The 23,128-nt window shown below is 61.6% G+C and carries 16 protein-coding genes; 11 read left to right on the top strand and 5 right to left on the bottom strand.

Going from position 1 to position 23,128, the window contains the following annotated elements; genetic code table 11:
- The first annotated feature begins 292 nt into the window (after nt 1-292).
- The 10 genes from araD1 (at nt 293) to NT26_RS10605 (ending at nt 10,969) form a co-directional block, all read left to right on the top strand.
- Entirely contained in the window at nt 293-1,282 is a 990-nt protein-coding gene (gene araD1 / locus NT26_RS10650; RefSeq protein WP_052638803.1) for an AraD1 family protein, read from the top strand.
- 7 nt (nt 1,283-1,289) lie between these two features.
- On the top strand, nt 1,290-2,213 hold the full coding sequence (locus NT26_RS10645; protein WP_052638802.1) for a Gfo/Idh/MocA family protein: 924 nt from the start codon (nt 1,290-1,292) through the stop codon (nt 2,211-2,213).
- Nucleotides 2,214-2,259: 46 nt separating this feature from the next.
- Nucleotides 2,260-4,104, top strand: a complete 1,845-nt coding sequence (locus NT26_RS10640) for an IlvD/Edd family dehydratase (RefSeq protein ID WP_052638801.1) — start codon at nt 2,260-2,262, stop codon at nt 4,102-4,104.
- Nucleotides 4,105-4,186: 82 nt separating this feature from the next.
- The gene (chvE, locus tag NT26_RS10635; protein ID WP_052638800.1) at nt 4,187-5,251 is read left to right on the top strand and encodes a multiple monosaccharide ABC transporter substrate-binding protein; all 1,065 of its coding nucleotides are present in this window, start codon (nt 4,187-4,189) and stop codon (nt 5,249-5,251) included.
- A gap of 51 nt (nt 5,252-5,302) precedes the next feature.
- Nucleotides 5,303-6,865: a multiple monosaccharide ABC transporter ATP-binding protein gene (mmsA, locus tag NT26_RS10630; RefSeq protein ID WP_052638799.1), complete on the top strand. Its 1,563-nt coding sequence runs from the start codon at nt 5,303-5,305 to the stop codon at nt 6,863-6,865.
- Nucleotides 6,862-8,052, top strand: a complete 1,191-nt coding sequence (gene mmsB / locus NT26_RS10625) for a multiple monosaccharide ABC transporter permease (RefSeq protein WP_052638798.1) — start codon at nt 6,862-6,864, stop codon at nt 8,050-8,052. The genes mmsA and mmsB overlap by 4 nt, the downstream gene beginning before the upstream one ends.
- Before the next feature lie 111 nt (nt 8,053-8,163).
- Nucleotides 8,164-8,979, top strand: coding sequence for a DUF1206 domain-containing protein (locus NT26_RS10620; RefSeq protein ID WP_052638797.1), 816 nt, complete (start codon nt 8,164-8,166; stop codon nt 8,977-8,979).
- Between the two features lie 29 nt (nt 8,980-9,008).
- Nucleotides 9,009-9,716: a phosphatase PAP2 family protein gene (locus NT26_RS10615; RefSeq protein ID WP_052638796.1), complete on the top strand. Its 708-nt coding sequence runs from the start codon at nt 9,009-9,011 to the stop codon at nt 9,714-9,716.
- A 106-nt stretch (nt 9,717-9,822) separates the two neighbouring features.
- Complete coding sequence (locus NT26_RS10610; protein ID WP_052638795.1) at nt 9,823-10,404, top strand: J domain-containing protein; 582 nt, start codon at nt 9,823-9,825, stop codon at nt 10,402-10,404.
- Between the two features lie 67 nt (nt 10,405-10,471).
- On the top strand, nt 10,472-10,969 hold the full coding sequence (locus tag NT26_RS10605) for a cupin domain-containing protein (RefSeq protein ID WP_052638794.1): 498 nt from the start codon (nt 10,472-10,474) through the stop codon (nt 10,967-10,969).
- Between the two features lie 9 nt (nt 10,970-10,978).
- Here the strand turns inward: NT26_RS10605 and glgB are convergent, their stop codons facing one another.
- The 4 genes from glgB to NT26_RS10585 all read right to left on the bottom strand — a co-directional run bounded on the left by glgB (nt 10,979) and on the right by NT26_RS10585 (nt 20,014).
- Nucleotides 10,979-13,183, bottom strand: coding sequence for a 1,4-alpha-glucan branching protein GlgB (gene glgB / locus NT26_RS10600; protein WP_052638793.1), 2,205 nt, complete (start codon nt 13,181-13,183; stop codon nt 10,979-10,981).
- Entirely contained in the window at nt 13,180-16,467 is a 3,288-nt protein-coding gene (treS, locus tag NT26_RS10595; RefSeq protein ID WP_052638792.1) for a maltose alpha-D-glucosyltransferase, read from the bottom strand. The genes glgB and treS overlap by 4 nt, the downstream gene beginning before the upstream one ends.
- A 12-nt stretch (nt 16,468-16,479) precedes the next feature.
- Nucleotides 16,480-19,722 (bottom strand): alpha-1,4-glucan--maltose-1-phosphate maltosyltransferase, encoded by a 3,243-nt coding sequence (locus NT26_RS10590; protein ID WP_052638791.1) that lies wholly within the window; start codon nt 19,720-19,722, stop codon nt 16,480-16,482.
- Nucleotides 19,723-19,792: 70 nt separating this feature from the next.
- A complete protein-coding gene (locus tag NT26_RS10585; protein ID WP_052638790.1) occupies nt 19,793-20,014 on the bottom strand; it encodes a DUF982 domain-containing protein in 222 nt (73 codons plus the stop codon).
- Between the two features lie 250 nt (nt 20,015-20,264).
- Between NT26_RS10585 and NT26_RS23075 the strand changes: the two genes are divergently transcribed.
- Nucleotides 20,265-21,416, top strand: coding sequence for a hypothetical protein (locus tag NT26_RS23075; RefSeq protein WP_065814528.1), 1,152 nt, complete (start codon nt 20,265-20,267; stop codon nt 21,414-21,416).
- Between the two features lie 68 nt (nt 21,417-21,484).
- On the opposite strand, the gene groL is transcribed toward NT26_RS23075, so the two are convergent.
- Nucleotides 21,485-23,110 carry a chaperonin GroEL gene (gene groL, locus NT26_RS10575; RefSeq protein WP_052638789.1) on the bottom strand — a complete coding sequence of 542 codons (1,626 nt, stop codon included), beginning with the start codon at nt 23,108-23,110 and terminating at the stop codon, nt 21,485-21,487.
- Nucleotides 23,111-23,128: the final 18 nt, after the last annotated feature.

Raw genomic sequence — 23,128 nt, 5'->3', positions numbered from 1 at the left:
TGATTGGCATATGGACGCTACACAGTTTGCATATTGTCATACTTTTGCAAGACGTTTTTGACCGGTGTCAGTCGGGAATTTGTAGGGAAGATACCTTGATACTGTCATAACTCGTTGAAATGTCAGCGTAAGATACGGCTTTCGTTTTGTGGTTGTCAGACAGCCTGATAATCTATCCTCGCCTTGACAAGCCTGCTTCACGTCCAATAGTGCTATTAATGTTCCATTGCCTCGAGGTGATGGGAGGAGGGTGCCGCGTCGGCATCATTGCAAATGCTCAGGTTGAGGATCCATGCTTCGAATTCTTCAGGTGCGTGACGGCGACAGCCAGGTGGTTGTCGCATGGGATGGTGTCGGATCGGCTCGGGTGGTCCGTGGCGTGACTTCTACCTACGAGCTGGCCAAGGGCGCCATCGAGGCGGGCCAGTCGCTTGCCGAAAGGGTCGACGCGCTCGGCTACGGAGCGGAGGTCGACCTGGAGCTTGCACGCCGCGAGGGGCGTCTCGGCCTTCCTGTCGCGCACCCCGATCCCGCGCATTTCTTCGTCGCCGGAACCGGCCTCACGCATCTCGGTTCTGCCGACGGACGCGACAAGATGCACAAGGCTGCGCAGGCGGCGGAGAAGCCAACCGATTCCATGCGCATGTTCCAGATGGGCGTCGAGGGCGGCAAGCCGGCGGAAGATCAGGAAGGCGTGCAGCCTGAGTGGTTCTACAAGGGCGATGGTTCGCAATTGCGCGCCACGGGCGAGGATCTCGTGTCGCCAGCCTTTGCACTCGACGGCGGCGAGGAGCCGGAGTTGGCCGCCATCTATCTGGTCGGCCCCGACGGCACGCCCTATCGTCTCGGCTTCTGTCTTGCCAACGAGTTTTCCGATCATGTGACGGAGAAGGGCAACTACCTCTGGCTTGCGCATTCGAAGCTTCGCCAGGCGGCGCTCGGTCCGGAGCTGTTCGTCGGCGACCTGCCGCAGAGCGTGGAGGGGACCTCGCGCATTCGGCGTGGCGACGAGCTCGTCTTCGAAAAGCCCTTCGTCTCCGGCGAGGCGAACATGTCCCATTCATTCGCCAACCTCGAGCACCACAACTTCAAGTACGAACTCTTCCGCAGACCGGGAGACCTGCATGTCCACTTCTTCGGCACGGCGACGCTTTCCTTCTCGGAGGGAGTGAAGACCGAGCCGGGCGACGTCTTCGAAATCTCGGCCGAGCCCTTCAAGCTCCCGCTCGTGAACAGGCTGACCGTCGCCGCGGCGACACCGGTCTTCGTCCGCAAGCTCTGAGGTCGCGATGACCATCCGCCTCGCCATTGTCGGGCTAGGGAAGATTGCCAGGGATCAGCATCTCGGGGCGATCGCCGCGAGCGCGGGGATCGAGCTCGTCGCCGTTGCAAGCCGCAACGCCGCACTGGACGGCATTGCCTCGTTCAACGACATCGACGAACTCCTCGCCTCGAACATGGAAGTGGATGCCGTATCCCTTTGCACGCCGCCGCAAGGTAGGTTCGCGCAGGCAAGGGCGGCCCTCTTGGCAGGCAAGCATGTCATGCTGGAAAAGCCACCCGGTGCGACGCTGGCGGAGGTCTATGCTCTTGAGGCCCTGGCGAAGGCCAGGAATGTCACCCTCTTCGCCACCTGGCATTCCCGGGAAGCCGCCGCCGTCGAGCCGGCACGCGCGCTGCTCGCCGGCCGCACCATCCGCAGCGTTGCGGTTGAGTGGAAGGAGGACGTGCGCCATTGGCATCCGGGCCAGGCCTGGATCTGGGAGTCTGGCGGCCTTGGTGTGTTCGACCCCGGAATCAATGCGCTGTCGATCGTGACCCGCATCCTGCCGGAGGCGTTCCACCTCGTGCGCTCCGACCTCTTCTTCCCGGAAAACCGCGCCGCGCCGATTGCTGCGACGCTGTCTTTCAAGACTGGTTCAGGGGTTCCAGTCGAAGCCGAATTCGACTGGCGACAGACCGGACTTCAAACCTGGGACATCCGCATTGAAACGTCCGAGGGGCCGGTGGTGCTGACCCATGGCGGCAGCCGGTTGACTGTCGACGGCGAACCGCGGATCGTCGAGGAGGACCAGGAATACCGCAACCTGTACCGTCACTTCGTGTCGCTGGTCGGTGACAGTCGCATCGATGCCGATTTCACGCCGCTGGTGCATGTCGCCGACGCCTTCATGCTGGGAAGACGCACGGCCGTAGAGGCTTTCGAGGACTGACGGCATCCACGCCGTCCGTCCCAATTCAACGCTTGAGAAGAAGAACATGAGCAATTCCGAGAACCTGCCCTCCACCGAGATCGCCGAGACCGACCACCGTCGTGGCGAAGCGCGCAAGCTGCGCTCCCGCGCCTGGTTCGACAATCCGGCCAATGCCGACATGACGGCGCTCTACCTGGAGCGCTACATGAATTTCGGCCTCAGCCAGGCCGAGCTGCAGTCGGATCGGCCGATCATTGGCATCGCCCAGACCGGTTCCGACCTTTCGCCCTGCAATCGCCACCATCTGGAGCTGGCCAAGCGACTGCGCGAAGGCATCCGCGAAGCAGGCGGTATTGCGATCGAGTTCCCGGTTCATCCGATCCAGGAGACCGGCAAGCGTCCCACGGCGGGCCTGGATCGCAATCTCGCCTATCTGGGCCTCGTAGAGGTCCTCTACGGCTATCCGCTCGACGGCGTCGTGCTGACGATTGGATGCGACAAGACCACGCCGGCCTGTCTCATGGCTGCCGCGACGGTCAACATCCCCTCGATCGCGCTGTCCGTAGGACCGATGCTGAACGGCTGGTTCCGCGGCGAACGGACGGGTTCTGGCACCATCGTCTGGAAGGCACGTGAACTTCTGGCGAAGGGCGAGATCGACTATGCGGGCTTCGTCAAGCTCGTTGCTTCCTCGGCGCCATCCACCGGCTACTGCAATACGATGGGCACGGCGACGACGATGAACTCGCTCGCCGAGGCGCTTGGCATGCAGTTGCCGGGCTCCGCCGCAATCCCGGCGCCCTACCGCGACCGCCAGGAGGTTTCCTACCTGACGGGGCTCAGGATCGTCGAGATGGTGAAGGAGGACCTGAAGCCATCCGACATCATGACCCGCGAAGCCTTCATCAACGCCATCCGCGTCAACTCCGCGATCGGAGGCTCCACCAATGCGCCGATCCACCTGAACGGCCTTGCCCGCCACATGGGCGTGGACCTGTCGGTCGACGACTGGCAGACGTATGGGGAAGACGTGCCCCTGCTCGTCAACCTGCAGCCGGCCGGTGAGTACCTTGGGGAAGATTACTACCATGCCGGCGGCGTTCCGGCGGTCGTCAACCAGCTTATGAGCCAAGGCCTCATCCACGAGGACGCCATGACGGTCAACGGTAAGACGATCGGCGAGAACTGCCGCGGTGCGATCATCGAGGACGAGAAGGTCATCCGCCCCTTTGATCAGCCGCTCAAGGAGCGCGCCGGCTTCCGCGTGCTGCGGGGCAACCTGTTCTCCTCGGCGATCATGAAGACCAGTGTCATCTCGCCCGAGTTCCGGGACCGCTACCTTTCCAATCCGGACGACCCTGACGCGTTCGAAGGTCGTGCGGTGGTCTTTGATGGACCGGAGGACTACCACAAGCGGATCGACGACCCGTCGCTGGAAATTGACGCCAACACGGTGCTGTTCATGCGCGGCGCCGGTCCAATCGGCTATCCCGGTGCTGCCGAAGTCGTCAACATGCGCGCTCCGGACTACCTGCTCAAGCAGGGCGTTACCTCGCTGCCATGTATCGGTGATGGACGCCAGTCCGGCACGTCCGGCAGCCCGTCCATCCTGAACGCTTCGCCCGAAGCCGCTGCCGGCGGCGGCCTGGCGCTCTTGAAGACGGGCGACCGCGTCCGCATCGATGTCGGTCGCGGCACGGCGGACATCCTGATCTCGGACGAGGAACTGGCGACGCGCCGTCGCGAGCTCGACGCCCAGGGCGGCTATCACTATCCGAAGCACCAGACGCCCTGGCAGGAAATCCAGCGCGGCATTGTCGGGCAGATGGAATCAGGCGCGGTTCTCGAGCCCGCCGTGAAATACCAGCGGATCGCGCAGACGGAAGGCATTCCGCGCGACAACCACTGAGTTGACAGAGGGGACGGGGGCAGGGGGTCTCCGTCCCATTTTACCTGCGGGTCGTGGAGCCCGTTCATTTGGAGGAGCAGTCATGAAGTTCATGAAGTATCTGACGACAGCCGCAATGCTGGCGTCCATGGCATTTGCCGCACCGGCGTCTGCGCAGGAGAAGGGCCTCGTCGGCGTCGCCATGCCGACCAAGTCCTCGGCGCGCTGGATTGCCGATGGCGACAACATGGTGAAGGTGCTGCAGGAGCGCGGCTACGAGACGGATCTGCAGTATGCGGAAGACGACGTGCCGAACCAGCTTTCGCAGATCGAGAACATGATCGTGAAGGGCGCCAAGGTGCTGGTGATCGCCTCGATCGACGGCACGACGCTTTCCGACGTCCTGCAGCAGGCCGCCGATCAGGGCATCAAGGTCATCGCCTATGACCGCCTGATCCGTGACAGCGCTAACGTGGACTACTACGCCACGTTCGACAATTTCCAGGTGGGCGTCCTGCAGGCGCAGTCCATCGTCGACGGCCTGAAGGCCAGCGGCAAGGAAGGCCCCTGGCACATCGAGCTCTTCGGCGGCTCGCCGGACGACAACAATGCCTACTTCTTCTATGATGGCGCGATGAGCGTTCTTCAGCCGATGATCGACAGCGGCGAGCTCGTCGTCGGCAGCGGCCAGACCGGCATGGACAAGGTGGCGACGCTTCGCTGGGACGGTGCGACTGCACAGGCGCGCATGGATGCGCTTCTGAGCTCGACCTATGCCGACAAGCGCGTCGATGCGGTACTGTCGCCCTATGACGGCATCTCGATCGGCATCCTGTCGTCGCTGAAGGGCGTCGGCTACGGCTCCGGCGACATGCCGATGCCGATCGTATCCGGTCAGGATGCGGAAGTGCCTTCGGTCAAGTCCATCCTTGCCGGCGAGCAGTACTCGACGATCTTCAAGGATACCCGCGAGCTTGCCAAGGTGACGGTCGACATGGTCGATGCCGTGATGGGTGGCAAGGAGCCGGAAGTCAACGACACCAAGACCTATGACAACGGCGTCAAGGTCGTGCCGTCCTATCTCCTGAAGCCGGTGGTCGTGAACAAGGACAACTGGGAAGAAGTGCTTGTCGGCAGCGGTTACTACACCGCCGACCAGATCAAGTAATGTACGGGAAGGCGCCCGACGAGGGCGCCTTCATCTCACACGGAGTTCCGGATGCTTGCACCCGTGGTTTCGGCGGATCGACCGCCCATTCTCGAGATGCGCGGCATCTCGAAATCATTTGGCGCCGTCAAGGCGCTTTCCGACGTGAGCTTCACCGTGCGCGAAGGAGAGATTCACGCGTTGGTCGGGGAGAACGGTGCGGGAAAATCGACCCTGATGAAGGTCCTCTCCGGCGTCTATCCGCATGGCAGCTACGAAGGTTCGATCCTGTTCGACGGTCAGGAGCGCCAATTCCGCGACATCAACGATTCCGAAGCACTCGGCATCATCATCATCCATCAGGAACTGGCGCTCATTCCGCTGATGTCGATTGCGGAGAACATTTTCCTGTCGAACCCGCCGTCGCGCTTCGGCATCATCGACAGGCCGGCCGTCCACGAGCGCACAAAGGCGCTGCTTGCGAAAGTCGGCCTCAGCGAAGCGCCGGACGCACTGATCACCAATCTGGGGGTCGGCAAGCAGCAGCTGGTGGAAATCGCAAAGGCGCTGTCGAAGGACGTGCGCCTGCTGATCCTCGATGAACCGACCGCCAGCCTCAACGAGAGGGACAGCGCGGCGCTGCTGGAACTCCTGAAAGAATTCCGGGCGCAAGGGATCACCTCGATCCTGATCTCCCACAAGCTGAACGAGATTTCCGCCGTCGCGGACCGTATCACGGTTCTTCGTGACGGCCGCACGGTCGGTACCCTCGACTGCCACGAAGGCGTGGTGGAGGAGGACGAGATCATCCGCAGGATGGTAGATCGCGACATGGAGAGCCGCTATCCGAAACGCGAACCGAAGATCGGCGACGTGATTTTCGAGGTGAAGGACTGGTCGGTCTACCATCCGCAGCATTCGGAGCGCCACGTCGTCAAGAACGTCTCCATGCACGTCAGAGCCGGTGAAGTCGTCGGCATTGCGGGCTTGATGGGAGCCGGCCGCACCGAATTCGCCATGAGCCTCTTCGGGCGCTCCTGGGGACGCGATATCTCCGGAACGGTACGCCTGCGCGGCAAGGAGATCGACGTGTCCGACGTCCACAGGGCGATCAGGGCCGGTTTGGCCTATGTCACGGAGGACCGCAAGCAGCTCGGACTGATCCTGCCGGAAGACATCCGCAAGAACGTCTCCCTGGCGCATCTCGGCGGCGTCTCGTCGCGCGGCGTCATCGACGACATCCGCGAAATGAAGGTGGCCCAGGAGTTCCGCAACCGCATGCGCATCCGCAGCCACAACGTCTACCAGGAGACGGGCAAGCTCTCCGGGGGCAACCAGCAGAAGGTGGTGCTATCGAAGTGGCTCTTTACCAACCCGGATCTGCTGATCCTCGATGAGCCCACCCGCGGCATCGATGTCGGCGCCAAATACGAGATCTATTCGATCATCAACGAACTGGCGGACGCCGGTAAGGCTGTCATCGTGATATCGTCTGAAATGCCGGAACTGATCGGCATCTGCGACAGGATCATGGTGATGCACGAGGGAGATCTCGTTGGTGAAGTGGCCGGAGAGGAGGCCACACAAGAGAACATCATGCGTGCCATCATGCGCCGCAAAGAGAGGGAAGAATGAGTAACCCGCCCAACACCATGGCCTCGCCTCAGCGGGGCACCGGCTTCTGGAAGGAGAACCTGCGCGAATACGGGATGATGATCTCGCTGCTGGCGATCGTGATCTTCTTCTACTTCGCGACCGATGGCGTTGTCCTCAAGCCCCTCAACCTGACCAATATCATCCTGCAGAACAGCTACATCGTCATCATGGCGCTTGGCATGCTGATGGTGATCGTGACCGGACACATTGACCTCTCCGTCGGATCCGTCGCCGGTTTCATTGGCGCAGTCGCAGCCATGTTGATGGTGCAGTACGACGTCCATTTCGTTGTCGCCGCCATCCTCTGCCTAGTGCTTGGCGGTTTAATCGGGGCGGTTCAAGGATTCTGGGTTGCCTATTTCAAGATCCCGTCCTTCATCGTGACCCTGGCTGGGATGCTGGTCTTCCGTGGCCTCATGATCGCCGTACTGAGCGGTCGATCGATCGGACCGTTCGATCCGACGTTCCAGAAGCTGTCGTCGGGCTACATCCCGGAACTCATCACCTCGGCAAACGGCCTCTATGTCACCTCGCTTATCCTTGGCCTGGCCCTGGCTGCGCTGCTTGTCTGGCAGAATTTCCAGAGCCGGGCGCGTCGTGTTTCGCATGATGTGGAAACGGAGCCCTTCGGTTTCTTCGTCGCCAAGAACATCGTCATCTTCGCGATTGTCGGCTATATCGCCTACCTGATCGCTTCGCACCGGGGCATGCCGAACGTTCTGATCATCATGGCGCTGCTGATCGCGACCTATGCCTTCTTTACCAATCGTACGATCCTCGGGCGGCAGATCTACGCGGTCGGCGGCAATGAAAAGGCCGCCGCGCTTTCGGGTATCAAGACCGCGCGGCTGACCTTCTTCACCTTCGTCAACATGGGTGTCCTGGCTGCTCTTGCGGGCCTTGTCTTCGCTGCCCGCCTGAATACGGCGACGCCCAAGGCCGGCCTCGGTTTCGAGCTCGACGTCATCGCGGCCTGCTTCATCGGCGGGGCTTCGGCCTATGGCGGCGTGGGCAAGGTGACCGGTGCGGTTATCGGAGCCTTCATTATGGGGGTGATGAACAACGGCATGTCGATCCTCGGGATCGGGATCGACTACCAGCAGGTGATCAAGGGGCTCGTGTTGCTCGGCGCAGTCTGCGTCGACGTCTATAACCAGCGGCGCTGACCCTGCGCCATCCTTGAAGGCGCGCCCGGCGCGCCTTGACCTTTTCTGTCTGGCGCATGCCGGAACCGGCCGCCGGGCTGCGCGTTCGCCTGTCTTTACGGGAGAGTGCGAATGGATCGACTGAGTTCCGAATGGCTGGCGCGTTCGGGCTACGCCGCCCGCGGCATCGTCTACATCCTGGTCGGGGGCATGGCGTTGCTTTCGACCGTTGGCGGCGGGGAAGCGGATTCGAAATCAGCGATGCAGATGGTCCTCGAGCAGCCGCTTGGCGCGGTCTGGCTAGGACTGATCGGTATCGGCTTGGTTGGCTTCATTGTATGGCGGCTGGCGCAGGCAATCCTGAATGCCGACCAGCACGACAACAACATGAAGGCCTACGTCATCCGAGCAGCTATGTTCGTGAGTGCCGTCACATATACGGGTCTGGCTTCCTATGCCATCGGACAGGCATTGAAGATTTCGTTCGGCAGTGGTTCCGGCAACAGCCGGGAAAGTTGGACTGCCTGGCTGATGCAGCAACCATTCGGGCCATATCTGGTTGCAGCTCTCGGCCTCGTGGTGATCGGGGCCGGCGCGGTGCAGGTGTACAAGGGTGTGACGCGGCGATACGAAAAGTTCGTCCGCATCAGCGGCGGACATAAGCGGCTTCTCGACCTTCTGTGCATTTATGGCTTGGCCGCACGCGGAGTGATCTTCGCCATCATCGGCGGCTTCTTCCTGTATGCGGCCTGGGCTGCTGACCCGCAGCAGGGGGGAAGCACGGCGGATGCGTTGGCCTGGGTGCGGAGCCTGCCCTTTGGTGGCGTTCTCTACGGGTTGGCGGCGCTCGGGCTATTTGCCTTTGGTGCCTATGGTGTGATCGAGGCCAGGTATCGCATTATCCGGGAACCCTCGCTAAGTGAGGCACGGCATGCGCTACGAACGTGAGCGATGGCAGAAATCTTCAGGAGTGAGGGATGGTGTTTGATCAGAGGGTTGGCCGCAAGATCATCGACCGGATCTTAACGTTCGAGCCGATGAGCCTTATCCTTATTGCCGTCGCAGCCGGCGGTCTATTTCTCTTCCTACAGCTCACTGGAGAGGTCATCGAAGGGGATACGCACGCTTTCGATGAGCAATTCCTCCTGCTGCTTCGCTCGGCTGCAGACCCGGTCAATCCGATCGGGCCGAACTGGCTGCCGCATGCCATGGATGACATCACCGCGCTTGGCGGCGTGACCGTGCTGTCGCTGATGACGGCGATGGTAGTCGGTTACTTGCTACTCGCTCGCAGAGGGAAGATCGCGCTTTTCACGCTCGTGTCGGTGGCTGGTGGATGGGCTCTGAGCGCCGCGTTAAAGGTCGGCGTGGCGCGCCCGCGTCCCGATATCGTACCGCATCTGGTCGAGGTCCATGACCTGAGCTTTCCGAGCGGTCATGCCATGGTGTCGGCCGCGACCTATCTGACGTTGGGAGCGCTCCTCTCACGGGCCGAACCGACGCGCACGACGCGTTTTTATACCATCGGCGTTGCGATTTTCCTCACCTTCATCATCGGTTTGAGCCGCGTCTATCTTGGTGTACATTATCCGACGGACGTGCTCGGCGGCTGGTGTGCCGGTGCGACCTGGGCCTTGATCTGCTGGCTGATCGCCCGCCGTTATATCGCCCAAACACCGGGTTAAGTGCGTCGCTCGCCGATGGGGAAAACGAGGTTCGTGCTTGAGCAAAGCGGTATCAACCTCTAGACCTTGAGCGGCTGGAGCATGGCCGAAAATCAGGTGGGACACGTTGATCGATCCATACGAGACCCTCGGCGTCGCGCGCGATGCCGATGCCGCGCAGGTCAAGAACGCTTATCGCAAGCGCGCCAAGAACGCCCATCCGGACACCGGGGGCGACATCGACGCCTTTGCGAAGCTGAAGACGTCCTACGAGCTGCTCTCCGACCCGGTGCGCCGCAAGGTTTTCGACGAAACGGGCTATGATCCGACCTTGGCCGATACCAAGGACCTCGAGGGCCTGCTGGTTCTGGAAGGCCTCATTAACGATTTCATCCTGGACGAGCGGGAACCTGGCAGTTTCGATCCGGTGGCTGCGATGCGGCGCAAGCTGACGGACAAGATCGTCAATGTGCGCTTCCATATCCTCGAACTGGAGAGGCATCGGGCGAGGATTCGCAACCACCTTGACCGGATCGGCAAGCGGCCGGAAACCGATTTCCTCGGCAGCATGATGCGGGCCCGAAGCGAATCGATAACCGAGGCGATCGGCAAGGCCGAAGCCCAGATCGCCACGATCGAACAGGCTTATCAGATGCTCGATGGCTATTCCTACGAAATCGAAGTTGAGGCCAAATCCGCTGCCGAGTAGCTGTCGCCTCTGGCCGTGTCCCCGCTATCGCCTAGCTTAGCGTTGTGAGACAGCATGGAGGCGGCAGATGGTGATCGATCACTTCTTTCTTTCGGAAAACGACTGGGTTCCCAACAATCCGCATCTGCCAGTAATCGTCTGCCACGGCATTGCGGCGGCGGAGGGCGATCTGGCAACGACCTTCGAGAAGACCTTTGCCCGCAACGGCTGGCAGGGGATCTGGCGAAACGGCATCTTCGACTATCATCACTACCACACGATGGCGCATGAAGTGCTGGGGATTGCTCGCGGCCAGGGCGTCGTCATGCTCGGGGGGCCGGGAAGCCGGCAAGTGAAGGTGGCTGCGGGCGATTGCCTGATCCTGCCGGCCGGTACCGGGCATTGCCGGTTGTCGGCCAGCGACGATTTCGTCGTCATCGGTGGCTATCCGCCCGGACAGGACCCCGACCTTCGGCGGGACGCGCCGGGCGAAGCTGGACTCCACATCATTGCTACACTGCCTGTTCCGCAGAGCGATCCGCTTGGAGGCGAAGCCATCGCTACGCTGTGGCGCAGCGATGACTGATATCGGCTGTCAGCCTTTCCAGCGCAGGTAGATGGTCGAGAGCGGTGGCAGCACCAGTTGCACCGATTGCTCCTTGCCATGCGAGGAAACCCCGTCTGTCCACGCATCGACATTCCCGAGGTTGGAACCGCCGTAGCAGGAGGCGTCTGAGTTCAAAACCTCTACCCAGCGACCCGGACGTGGTACGCCCAGCCGGTAATCGTGGCGGGGCACGGGGGTCATGTTCGACAGGGCAAGAATGCAGGATGAGCGATCCTCCGACCACCGCATGATGCCGAAGATCGAGTTTTCGGCATCGTCTCCAACTGCCCATTCGAAGCCCTCTGGATGAAGGTCGCCGTACTGAAGCGCAGGCTCGTCAGCATAGAGATGGTTGAGGTCGCGGATCAGGCGTTGCACGCCGGCGTGCATCGGATCGTCAAGCAGGTCCCAATGCACAGAGCTGTCATGGTTCCACTCGGTTCCTTGCGCGATTTCGCCGCCCATGAAGAGCAGCTTCTTGCCCGGATGGGCCCACATGAAGCCAAAATAAGCTCGTAGGTTCGCGTGTTTCTGCCAGATGTCGCCGGGCATCTTGCCGAGGAGGGAGCCCTTGCCGTGGACCACCTCGTCGTGTGACAGCGGCAGCATGAAGCGCTCGGAATAGGCGTAGACCATTCCGAACGTCATCATGCCATGATGATATTTCCGGTAGACCGGATCCTCCTGCATGTAATGTAGGCTGTCATGCATCCACCCCATGTTCCATTTGAAGTCGAAGCCGAGCCCGCCTTCCTCCGGCGGACGCGTGACGCCAGGCCACGCGGTGGATTCCTCGGCTACCGTGAAAGCATGCGGGCATCGCTGATGGATGATGCTGTTCAGGTGCTTGAAGAATTCGACCGACTCCAGGTTTTCCCGACCGCCATACTGGTTCGGTATCCACTCGCCGGCATTGCGGCTGTAATCGCGGTAGAGCATGGAGGCGACCGCATCGACGCGGAGCGCATCCACATGGTAGTGCTCGAGCCATTCCAACGCGCTGGCAATGAGGAAGCCTTTCACTTCGTTGCGGCCGAGGTTGTAGATCAGCGTGTTCCAATCCTTGTGGAAGCCTTCGCGAGGATCCTCGTGCTCATAGAGGGCGGTGCCGTCGAAACGGGCGAGACCCCAGACGTCGGTCGGAAAGTGCGCCGGTACCCAGTCAACGATGACGCCAATGCCTGCTGCATGGCAACGGTCCACGAAATAGGCGAAGTCTTCCGGGGTCCCATAGCGACCGGTCGGGGCGAACAGGCCGAGCGGCTGATAGCCCCAGGACCCTCCAAATGGATGCTCCATGATCGGCAGGAGTTCGATATGGGTGAAGCCGAGGTCGGCGACGTAAGGGATCAGACGCTGGCTGAGTTCGATCCAGTCGAGGTTGCGATTGCCGTCTTCTGGAACGCGTAGCCACGATTCCAGATGCACCTCATAGACGGACATTGCGCCTTCGCCTTCGCGTACGTCATGCCGACGCATCCATTCGTCGTCACTCCAGCGGAAGGGAGCATTAGACGCGACGATCGAGGCCGTGGAGGGTGCCGCCTCGCTTGCGCGGGCTACAGGATCGGCCTTCTGCGGCAGCGTGTGACCATTGCGATCGATGATCTCGAACTTGTAGCGTTCGCCCGGCCCGAGCCTCGGGACGAATAGCTCCCAGATGCCAGCGGATGCGCGAAGCCGCATGGGATGGCGCCGTCCGTCCCAGGCATTGAAGTCGCCGACCACCGAGACGCGCTGCGCGTTCGGGGCCCAAACGGCGAAGCGAACGCCGGAGACATCCTCGACTTCAATCGGCTGCGCACCCAGCGCCCGCGCCAGATCATAATGCGTCCCCTGGGCAATCAGATGGAGGTCTAGCTCACCAAGGAGCAGTCCAAACGAATACGGGTCTTCCGTTTCCTGGACCGCATCCGGCCAATGGATCTGGAACCGGTAGGTACCATGGCTGCCGATATCGGCGGCAAAGAGACCGCCTTGGAATACCTGCTCCATCCTTGCAATCACAGTGTCGCTGTCGGCATCGACCACGTCGACTGACGTTGCGCCCGGGAGGAGTGCCCTGACGACATAAGTGTCACCGACCGGGTGGCGGCCAAGGATCGAGAACGGATCGCCATGGCGCCCCTCCACGAGAGCGTGAAGGGCTCCGTGATCATGATTGGCGAGGAGTTCAGCGCGCTCAAGGTTCATTCAGAATTCTCCAGGAGCCTCGTTGAAATTTGGGCGAAGCCTTCGAGCGGTATGGGAAGCCACTTGGGCCTGTTCCGGGCTTCGTAGGTGATCTCGTAGGCCGCCTTCTCGAGCAGGAACAAGTCCAGCACCGCATTGCGCTTCGCAGGGTCCATGTTAAGGGCGGGTGCTGCCGTGAGCGCGTCGAAATAGCGTTCGCGGAAGGCCTGTTCCGCTTCCCTGCCGAAGAAGTCCACGATCTGGTGGCGTCGCGTCTGATCGGCATCCACTACGACATCCTGCTCGAGATCGGCGGTTGCCGCGAGGTAGCTCAAGGAACGGAGCAGGCCGGCCACATCTCGAAGCGGGCTCGACTTGGCGCGCCGGTCGGCGAGGTCGCGGGCAGGCTCGCCCTCAAAATCGATCAGGTAGGCATCGCTTTCCGCCACGAGGATCTGGCCAAGATGGAAGTCTCCGTGGTGACGTGTCATCAGAGCGCCCTCCGCCGCATCTGCGAGGCGTGCGGCAGCCGCAAGAAGCTCCTCCCGCCGCGCGAGAAGGGGCTGGATGCGCTGTGCGACGGAGGCGTCGAGGTCTGCAGTCTCGCTTGTCAGGATGTCCAGAGCGGTTTCGATCTGCGACGTGACCGACTGTCGCCAGGTAGCCACGTCGTCCTGTGTCGCCTTGACCGGCTTGAAGTCCGGATCGTCCGTCTCCCGGGCGAGTGCGACATGGAGTTCTCCCAGTCTCTGGCCGATCGTGCCGGCAAAGTCTACCAGCGGCCGGAACTGGTCGTGGATGACCTCGTCCTCCCCGCCAGTAAGCAGGATTTCGTCCATGCCGCGGCGCAGGTTGCCGAGCATCCACGTCCATGCGTCGCCCTGGTTTCGAATGGCGCCCTGGACGATGATGAGCGTGAAGCGGCTGCCATCGGGGGCGATACGCGCCACTTCGCCCAGCAAGGGGGCCGTGTTCGCATAACCCACCTTGGTGAGGTAGCGCGTCATCTCCACTTCCGGATGAATCCCCGCGAAGATGTGGCGGATCAGCTTGATCATCGCCATGTCGCCGACGATCAGGGAGCTGTTGGACTGTTCGGCGGAAAGCCAATGCACCTGCATCTCGTCGGTGATGCCCATGCAGTCGAGGTTTTCCGTACCGACGAATTCGAGTGTCCCGGCCCGCCCGGATACCCGTGACCTCTCGCACAGGGCGCGGATGATGCCCCGGGCCATGCTTTCCATCGCAAAGCCGTCGGTGAGGAACCCGACGCGTCGTCCCTGGCGGATCCGGCCGAGTGCAAGTTGCTGCGCCAGAGCGGAAGGATGCGTCTCGTCCCAGGCTGCGGCAAGCGGAAGGAGGTAGGTTTCGGTGTGGCCTTCCAGATTGGCCTCCAGTTCGCCGAGCAGGATGTTGCCGACGAAGGGTAGCGGCGTTGCCGACACGAGGCTCACCCCATCCAGCCGCTCGCCCTTCGAGCCGAACCAGCGACGCTTTGAAACATAGGCGGGCAAGATCTCGCGGGACAGGGTGCCCGCAACCCGTGCCTCCTCCAGAAGCTCGTAAAGGTCGCGGCGAATGACCATGGTCACGAGGTCCGGCAGCTGCTCCGGTGGCTCGTAGCGCCAAGCCGGTCCATCGGCTTCGGCAACCAGCTGGAACCAGAAGAAGCCGTAGGGCGGCATGGTCATCAGGTAGGTCAGCTGGCCAATCGGCGGGAAGGGCGACATGCCCGTGAGTTCGATCGGCACACGCCCTTCGAATTCGGATAGGTCGAGTTCCACGGCCTGCGGCAGGCGCGACAGGTTTGCGACGCAGAGGATCGTCTCCCCCTGGTGCTCGCGCAAGTATGCGAGGATCTTCCTGTTCCCCGGTGCGAGGAAGCGCAGGCTGCCGCGACCGAAGGCGGAGTGCTTGCCGCGCAGCGCCAGCATCCGGCGGGTCCAGTTGAGGAGGGAGTGGGCGTCAGCGACTTGCGCTTCGACATTGACTGCCTCGTAGCCGTAAAGTGGATCCATGATGGGAGGCAGGACGAGGCGGGCAGGATCGGCCTTTGAGAAGCCGCCGTTGCGGTCTGGGGACCATTGCATTGGGGTACGGACACCGTCACGGTCGCCCAGATAGATGTTGTCGCCCATGCCGATTTCATCGCCGTAGTAGAGGACGGGCGTCCCGGGCATGGAGAGGAGGAGCGCATTCATCAGCTCGATGCGGCGGCGGTCGCGTTCCATGAGAGGCGCGAGCCGGCGGCGGATGCCCAGGTTGATGCGGGCGCGCCGGTCGGCGGCATAGGTATTCCAGAGATAGTCCCGCTCCTCGTCGGTGACCATTTCGAGCGTCAGCTCGTCGTGATTGCGAAGGAAGATCGCCCATTGGCAGTTTTCCGGGATTTCCGGTGTCTGCCGCATGATATCGGTGATCGGGAAGCGATCCTCCTTGGCGATTGCCATGTACATGCGCGGCATCAGCGGGAAGTGGAATGCCATGTTGCATTCGTCGCCATCGCCGAAATACTCGCGGGTATCCTCCGGCCACTGGTTGGCCTCCGCGAGCAGCATCTTGCCCGGATGGGTGGCATCCAGTGCCGCGCGGATCTTCTTCAGGATGTCGTGTGTCTCGGGCAGGTTCTCGTTGATGGTGCCTTCTCGCTCGATCAGATAGGGGATGGCGTCGAGGCGGAAGCCGTCAATTCCGGTTTCGAGCCAGAACCGCATGACCTCAAGGAGTTCATCCAGCACTGCTGGATTGTCGAAGTTGAGGTCCGGCTGGTGGGAATAGAAGCGATGCCAGTAGTAAGCGCCGGCGACCGGGTCCCAGGTCCAGTTGGACTTCTCCGTGTCCAGGAAGATGATACGGGTTTCGGGGAATTTCTGGTCGGTATCCGACCAAACATAGAAGTCGCGCTCCGGCGATCCGGGCGGTGCGTGCCGTGCCCGCTGGAACCAGGGATGCTGGTCCGACGTGTGGTTGATGACGAGTTCGATGATGACCCTGATGCCGCGCTCGTGAGCCGCATCGACGAAAGCCCTGAAGTCATCCATCGTGCCGTAGTCGGGGCTTACGTCACCGTAATCGGCGATGTCGTAACCATCGTCCCGGCGAGGCGAGGGGAAGAACGGCAAAAGCCAGATCGCAGTCGCACCAAGCGAGGCAATGTGGTCCAGCTTCTCGTGCAGACCCTTGAAGTCGCCGATCCCGTCGCCATTGGCGTCGAAGAAGGACTTGATGTGAAGCTGGTAGATTATCGCATCCTTGTACCACAGAGGGTCAGCAATAACCTGAGCCTGCGACTGCAGGGTATCCATTCGTAACCTCCCTTATCTCACGCGCCAGATGGCGAACGGCATTCCGGCCTCCAGCCGCAGCCGCTGCATTTTCCCGGTCCAGGTGAACTTCTGACCCGAGATCAGGTCCTCCATGGAAAGTGATCCCTGGTCCGGCAGGTTCCATGACCACAGCGGGATTTCGACGTCCGCTTCCTGGGCATTGTAGGGATCGAGGCTGATCGCGATCAGCAGCACGTTTTCCCGGGCGGCGCTCGCCTTCTCGAAGAACATGACATTGTCGTTCCAGGCGGTGAGAAGCGTGAGGCCCAGATGCGAGTGGAGTGCCGGGTTCTCCTTGCGGATGCGGTTCAGGAGGCCGATCTCGTGCTTGATGTTGCCCGGCCGGTCCCAGTCCCACGCCCGGATCTCGTACTTCTCGCTGTCGGCGTATTCCTTGCGCTTGGCATCTGGTCGGCCTTCGCAAAGCTCGAAACCGTTGTAGACGCCCCAGAGCCCGGAAAGGGTCGCCGCGAGAGCTGCCCGGATCAGGTAAGCCGGGCGGGGCGCGTTCTGGAGGAAGTCGGGATTGATGTCGTGCGTGTTGACGAAGAAGTGCGGGCGGAAGAAGTCCTTCGGAGCTTCGATGGTGATCTCGCGCATGTACTGCTCGAGCTCCCACTTGGCGTTGCGCCAGGTGAAGTAGGTGTAGGATTGCGAAAACCCGATCTTTGCCAGCCGGTACATGACCTTGGGCTTGGTGAAGGCTTCTGACAGGAAGATCACGTCAGGATGGCGGGAGCGGATATCGGCGATCAGCCATTCCCAGAACGGGAAGGGCTTGGTGTGCGGGTTGTCGACCCGGAAAAGCTTCACGCCCTGGTCCACCCACATTTGTACGACGTCACGAAGCTCCTGCCATAGCGAAGGAACCGCGTCCTTGGCGTAGAAGTCGACATTGACGATGTCTTCGTATTTCTTGGGCGGATTCTCGGCGTAACGGATCGTCCCGTCCGGCCGCCAGTCGAACCAGCCTGGATGCTCCTTCAGCCACGGGTGGTCGGGGGACGCCTGGATCGCCAGATCGAGGGCGATCTCGAGGCCATGGTCGTGGGCTGCGGCGACGAGGCGGCGGAAATCCTCGAAGGTTCCAAGCTCGGGGTGGATTGCGTCGTGGCCACCTTCCTCCGAACCGATCGCATACGGGCTCCCTGGATCGCCCGGCAGCGCCTTCAGGCTGTTATTGCGGCCCTTGCGGTTGGTCGAGCCGATCGGGTGAATAGGTGGGAAATAGAGGACGTCGAAGCCCATCTCCCGAATAGCTGGCAGGCGATCGATGACGTCATCGAAGGTCCCATGCCGGTTCGGATCACCGCTCTGCGACCGGGGAAAGATCTGATACCAGCTGGCGAATGAAGCTCCTAGCCGTTCGGCGTCGAGAGGGATGATCTGCGATCGGAGCCGGAAAGGTCGGCGATCTGCCTTGGCCATGAGTTCGGACGTCTCGTGTGCGAGCAGGAGCCCAATCCGTTGCGCCTCCGAGGCCTGGTCCAGATCATCTACAAGTCTCTGCAGCGGGATCTTCAATGCCGCTTCCGCCGAAGCAACGGCGTCCTTGATCAGGTTGATCCCTTCCTGAATCTCCAGCTTAAGGTCCAGCCGCGCGTCGTGCTTCTTGGTGAACTCGTAGCGGAAGATGGCGAAGGGATTTCGCCAGGCTTCGATCGCGAATTCGTGGCGGCCCATGCGCCGTGGCGTGAATTCGGCCCGCCAGCGGTCGTTCTCGAACAACTGCATGCGAACTTCCTGCCACTCGTCTTCGTCAGCCGGCCGCCACAGGAGCACGGCCGCTAGCGGATCATGGCCGTCGCCGAAGATGTCGGCCTCGACGCGAACCGTCTCGCCGACCACCCGCTTCACCACGAAGCGCCCTTCATCCACGGAGGGCGTGATCTTCTCGATGGCGAGGCGCGGTGCGGCCGCCGCCACTGCCAGATCGGGGAGCGAAGACGCGGAGAGGATCGGCTTGGAGACGCGACCTTCCAGGACGCGCACTTCCGCCGGCTTCAACCTTGGGCCGGAGGAGCCTTCCGCGTCTTTTAGTGGGAGGAATGACGACGCGATCTGGTGGATGGCGTTGAGAGGAGGGGCTGCCGTCTGCCTCAGGTCGCGGTTGACGAGGACCACCCGCAGCCTGTCGGAGGTCCGCAGATCTTCCCGGTTCGACTGCACGACGGCGACGACCTGTGTGTTCGCTGCGGAGATCAGGGTGAATGGACGTCGCTGGAACTGCCCCTGATCCTGCCGGAGCATGTCGTTGACAGAGCGGATCTCACCGCCGATGTCATAGGTTGACTGATCCCTCAGGCCTGCGAGCCCCAAGCCATCACCGAACATCTGGTCCAGTGGTGTGGAAACGCCGTATTCGAAACCCATCGGAAGCATGAGGCCGCCGCCGAAGTGGCCAGCAAGCTTCAACGATCGCAACGCCTTTCGCTGCAGGACCTCGCAGCCTTCCGCCCCGTGGGCGAGCCGCTTGCCGTAGGGAGCCTCCGGAAAGGCGATCTGAACCCCCAGTCCACGCTGGACCTCATGTTCTTCCGAGAGCCAGCCGTCCTGCAAGTTCCACCAGGCGAAGGAGGAGAAGCAGCCATCCATCCCTATGTCCCTAAGGGCGCGTCTCCGCTCAAAACCGGTGCCAGGGGTCCAAGCGAAAAATGAAACCTCTTGTCGATGGTTCCGCGCCGCCTTGATCAGTGACGACCATGCTTCCTCCGGAACCCTCTCGATGCCGAGGCAGCGGAAACCGGAGATTCCGCACTCTAAGAGCGTGCCGATCCGTTTCCGCCATTCCTCGAGATAGTTGTAGGTCGTCTCGCTCGGGGAAAGGTCAACGGACTGGCTGCAACTCGCATCGGGACCGATCCGCGGATCGGCCGCTATATCGCCAGTCCCGCGATCTTCGCGCGCAATCCGGTCGATGACGAGGTCGAGCATCAGCCTGAGACCTTGCTCTGCCGCCATTTTCGACAGACGGGACAGGCCGTCATCGACTTCCTCGCCGAGCCCAAGGTCGGCGTCTAGTCGATCGAATCTCCTGGAGACGAAAATGCTCGTCTTGCTGCCGCGCTCGAATAGTGGAGCTGTCAGGACCGTATCGAAACCCAGGGCCTTCGCATGCGCGAAAACCTCCCCCCAGGCTTCGTATCCCTTCAGCAGAAGAGGATGGACGTAGTAGATGCGAGGGGACTGAGTGAGGCGGGAGACCGGAGCATTGAATGTGGGAACAGAATTCATCGCAGGGGCCTTGGCGTTTGCTTCGAGAGCTTAACGACAAGGCCGCGGGCTTGTTCCCTTCGAATATGTCCTAGTTCAGCTGCGCCTCGGCAACGGCATCCTTGAAGGTTTCGCGCGCCACTTCCGCTGATTCCCGACCATCCAGGGCGGCAAGGCACGCATACCGCGCCTTGACGAAGCGGGGGCCTTTGATGTTGGGCCAGTGGTGGTCCAGGAGATCGAGCGCCTCAAAGGCGTTGGAGACGGCGGTGACGCTGGTTGCGACAGGTCTTTGCCAAGGAACATTCTGCATATCATCCTCCCATGATGTCAGGTCTTCCGGCCAAATGGCCAAGACGTCCAGTGAACGTCCAGGAGTTGCAGCAGTTGCACTGCCCGAGAACTCTAACACGACGCCGCCGCGATCCCACCATCTTTTTGATGCTGCCATCCGTGTGGAATTATAGCAGGTCCTTAAATAGGTTCTTCACCCTGATCCGAGCCTTCACTCGACAAGCGGCACCGAGAGTCTAGCCTGCAACCTCCATACTTGGGGGATTTGCATGCGTTTACCGAAACTTTTCACACTCCTTGGCCTTTCGCTCGCGATCGCGGCATCGCCGCTTGCCTTTGGCGTAGCCGACTTCTCATCCTCTGCTCTGGCCAAGGGAGGCGACGGTGGAGGCGGTGGCGGTGGTAACGGCGGCGGAGGAGGCGGCGGTAACGGTGGCGGCGGCGGCAACGGCGGCGGTGGCGGCGGTGGCAACGGTGGCGGTGGCGGCGGTGGCAACGGCGGCGGTGGCAACGGCGGCGGCAACGGCGGCGGAGGAGGAAATGGCGGCGGCGGCAATGGCGGTCGCGACGGAGGCGGCAAGGGCGGAGGCAACAGTTCCAGCGCCAACAATGGCGGCGGTTGGGCCAGTATCTTCGGCGGCATCTTTGACGGCGGGAGAGGCAAAGAAACGCGCGGCGGAAAAGCAGGCGGCTCATCAAAGGGCAGCGGCAAATCCGCTAAATCCGGGCCGTCGACAAAGGCCGGTAAAACAGCCAAGTCGGGAAAGGAAACCAGTTCAAGATCAGCCAAGGCTACTAAGACTACAAAGGCCAGCCAAGCTGCCGTAACGCGGGCGGAAAAAACCCGCAGCAAGCCCACCACCGTGGGGGTTCCGACAAAAAAGCCGGCCGCTCAGCTCGCTGGCCTGAACTCCTTGAACCGCAACTACAAGGCGCTGATGAACTCAGCCGATCCGCGCATCAGCGCAATTTCGGCCTTCGCGATCGCCTATGCGCAGTATGAGATCGCCAACGGTGCGCCCCCGGCCATCGATGATCCAGAGTTGGGCGACGCAGCACTGGAGGCAGCACTTGCTGCGGCTACGAAAAGCGGCACCCTGAGCCCGGAAGCCCTGTCATGGTCCAAGGAGGTGTTGGGCGTTGGCACGACGGTCGGTAAGATCGACGAGGTGCGTCAAGCTCTTGAGCTTCAGGCGGCCATCGTAGCCAACCCTCCTGAAGAGGATGAAGCGGTCACGGAGGAAGACGAGGCCGGTGAGACGGCAGAGGCCGACGACGTGGCCGCTGACGGCACAGGGGAGGGAGCTGTCGTCGAAGAGGCGGAGGATCTCAGCGGTATCGGAGAGCCAGACGTCGCTGCTGGTGCCGGCACGGACAATGGAACGGCTCCTTCGGCGGACGCGGTCGCCCTGCCGCTTTGAGAGAACCCTGCAAGATCTAGATGGAGAGCAGCCCGGCCCGTGCGAGGCTGGGCTGTCCTGTAGGCGGACTAGAAGTCCATGCCTCCGGCAGGCATTGCGGGAGCGGCTTCCTTCTTCGGTTTTTCGGCGATCATCGCCTCCGTCGTCACCAGAAGGCCAGCTACCGAGGCTGCGTCCTGGAGCGCGGTCCGGACGACTTTGGCCGGATCGATCACGCCCATGGCGTAAAGATCACCGTACTCGTTGGTCTGGGCGTTCCAGCCGAAGGAGAACTCGGTCTTCTCGCGCAGCTTGCCAACGATAATGGAACCTTCGGCACCGGCATTCTCGGCAATTTGGCGTACCGGAGCCTCGATGGCGCGGCGGACGATTTCAATGCCGACCTTCTGGTCGGGGTTGGCTGTCTTCACGTCATCGAGAGCCTTGACTGCACGTAGGAGGGCTACCCCGCCACCCGGAAGGATGCCTTCCTCGACGGCTGCGCGCGTAGCATGCAGCGCGTCGTCCACGCGATCCTTCTTCTCCTTCACTTCAACTTCCGTCGAGCCGCCGACGCGGATCACGGCAACGCCGCCAGCGAGCTTTGCAAGGCGTTCCTGTAGCTTCTCGCGGTCGTAGTCCGAAGTGGTCTCCTCGATCTGCGCCCGGATCTGATTTGAACGACCCTCGATTTCCGCCTTGGAGCCGGCGCCGTCGATGATGGTCGTGTTCTCCTTCTCGATCGACACCTTCTTCGCGCGGCCGAGCATGTTGAGTGTGACATTCTCCAACTTGATGCCGAGATCTTCGGATATGACTGTGCCGCCCGTCAGGATAGCAATGTCCTCAAGCATCGCCTTGCGACGGTCGCCGAAGCCGGGTGCCTTGACGGCGGCAACCTTGAGGCCACCGCGCAGCTTGTTGACGACGATTGTTGCAAGGGCTTCGCCTTCGACGTCCTCGGCGATGATGAGGAGCGGCTTGCCCGACTGAACCACGGCTTCGAGGACCGGCAGCATGGCCTGCAGGTTGGAGAGCTTCTTCTCGTGGATCAGGACATAGGGATCCTCAAGCTCGACGCGCATCTTGTCCTGATTGGTGACGAAGTAAGGAGAAAGATAACCGCGGTCGAACTGCATGCCTTCGACGACTTCAAGTTCCGTCTCCGCGGTCTTGGCTTCCTCGACGGTGATGACACCCTCATTGCCGACCTTCTGCATGGCTTCAGCCAGATAGCGGCCGATCTCGGTATCTCCGTTCGCGGAGATCGTACCGACCTGGGCGATCTCGGAATTGTTGGAGATCTTGCGGGCATTGTTCTTCAGTTCGGAAACCACCGCATCCACGGCGAGATCGATGCCGCGCTTCAGGTCCATTGGGTTCATACCCGAGGCAACGGCCTTGGCGCCTTCCTTGACGATGGCCTGGGCGAGAACGGTTGCGGTCGTGGTGCCGTCGCCGGCCAGGTCATTGGTCTTGGACGCGACCTCGCGTAGCATCTGGGCGCCCATGTTCTCGAACTTGTCTTCCAGTTCGATTTCCTTCGCGACGGAGACGCCGTCCTTGGTAATGCGCGGTGCGCCGAAGGACTTGTCGATCACGACATTACGACCTTTCGGACCAAGCGTCACCTTCACGGCATTGGCAAGAACATCGACCCCCCGCAGCATGCGTTCACGGGCATCGATGTTGAATCTGACGTCTTTAGCAGCCATGGTTCACTCCTCTATAGG

This window comes from Pseudorhizobium banfieldiae (assembly GCF_000967425.1).
Lineage (GTDB): Bacteria > Pseudomonadota > Alphaproteobacteria > Rhizobiales > Rhizobiaceae > Neorhizobium > Neorhizobium banfieldiae.
The sequence above is the reverse complement of the archived record's forward strand: the minus strand, read 5'-3'. Positions and strand labels throughout refer to the sequence as shown.

Excerpts from the sequence above, each read along its gene's own strand:
- araD1 (WP_052638803.1), top strand. The coding sequence starts at position 293 with ATGCTTCGAATTCTTCAGGTGCGTGACGGCGACAGCCAGGTGGTTGTC.
- NT26_RS10645 (WP_052638802.1), top strand. The coding sequence starts at position 1,290 with ATGACCATCCGCCTCGCCATTGTCGGGCTAGGGAAGATTGCCAGGGAT.
- NT26_RS10640 (WP_052638801.1), top strand. The coding sequence starts at position 2,260 with ATGAGCAATTCCGAGAACCTGCCCTCCACCGAGATCGCCGAGACCGAC.
- chvE (WP_052638800.1), top strand. The coding sequence starts at position 4,187 with ATGAAGTTCATGAAGTATCTGACGACAGCCGCAATGCTGGCGTCCATG.
- mmsA (WP_052638799.1), top strand. The coding sequence starts at position 5,303 with ATGCTTGCACCCGTGGTTTCGGCGGATCGACCGCCCATTCTCGAGATG.
- mmsB (WP_052638798.1), top strand. The coding sequence starts at position 6,862 with ATGAGTAACCCGCCCAACACCATGGCCTCGCCTCAGCGGGGCACCGGC.
- NT26_RS10620 (WP_052638797.1), top strand. The coding sequence starts at position 8,164 with ATGGATCGACTGAGTTCCGAATGGCTGGCGCGTTCGGGCTACGCCGCC.
- NT26_RS10615 (WP_052638796.1), top strand. The coding sequence starts at position 9,009 with ATGGTGTTTGATCAGAGGGTTGGCCGCAAGATCATCGACCGGATCTTA.
- NT26_RS10605 (WP_052638794.1), top strand. The coding sequence starts at position 10,472 with ATGGTGATCGATCACTTCTTTCTTTCGGAAAACGACTGGGTTCCCAAC.
- glgB (WP_052638793.1), bottom strand. The coding sequence starts at position 13,183 with ATGAACCTTGAGCGCGCTGAACTCCTCGCCAATCATGATCACGGAGCC.
- treS (WP_052638792.1), bottom strand. The coding sequence starts at position 16,467 with ATGGATACCCTGCAGTCGCAGGCTCAGGTTATTGCTGACCCTCTGTGG.
- NT26_RS10590 (WP_052638791.1), bottom strand. The coding sequence starts at position 19,722 with ATGAATTCTGTTCCCACATTCAATGCTCCGGTCTCCCGCCTCACTCAG.
- NT26_RS10585 (WP_052638790.1), bottom strand. The coding sequence starts at position 20,014 with ATGCAGAATGTTCCTTGGCAAAGACCTGTCGCAACCAGCGTCACCGCC.
- NT26_RS23075 (WP_065814528.1), top strand. The coding sequence starts at position 20,265 with ATGCGTTTACCGAAACTTTTCACACTCCTTGGCCTTTCGCTCGCGATC.
- groL (WP_052638789.1), bottom strand. The coding sequence starts at position 23,110 with ATGGCTGCTAAAGACGTCAGATTCAACATCGATGCCCGTGAACGCATG.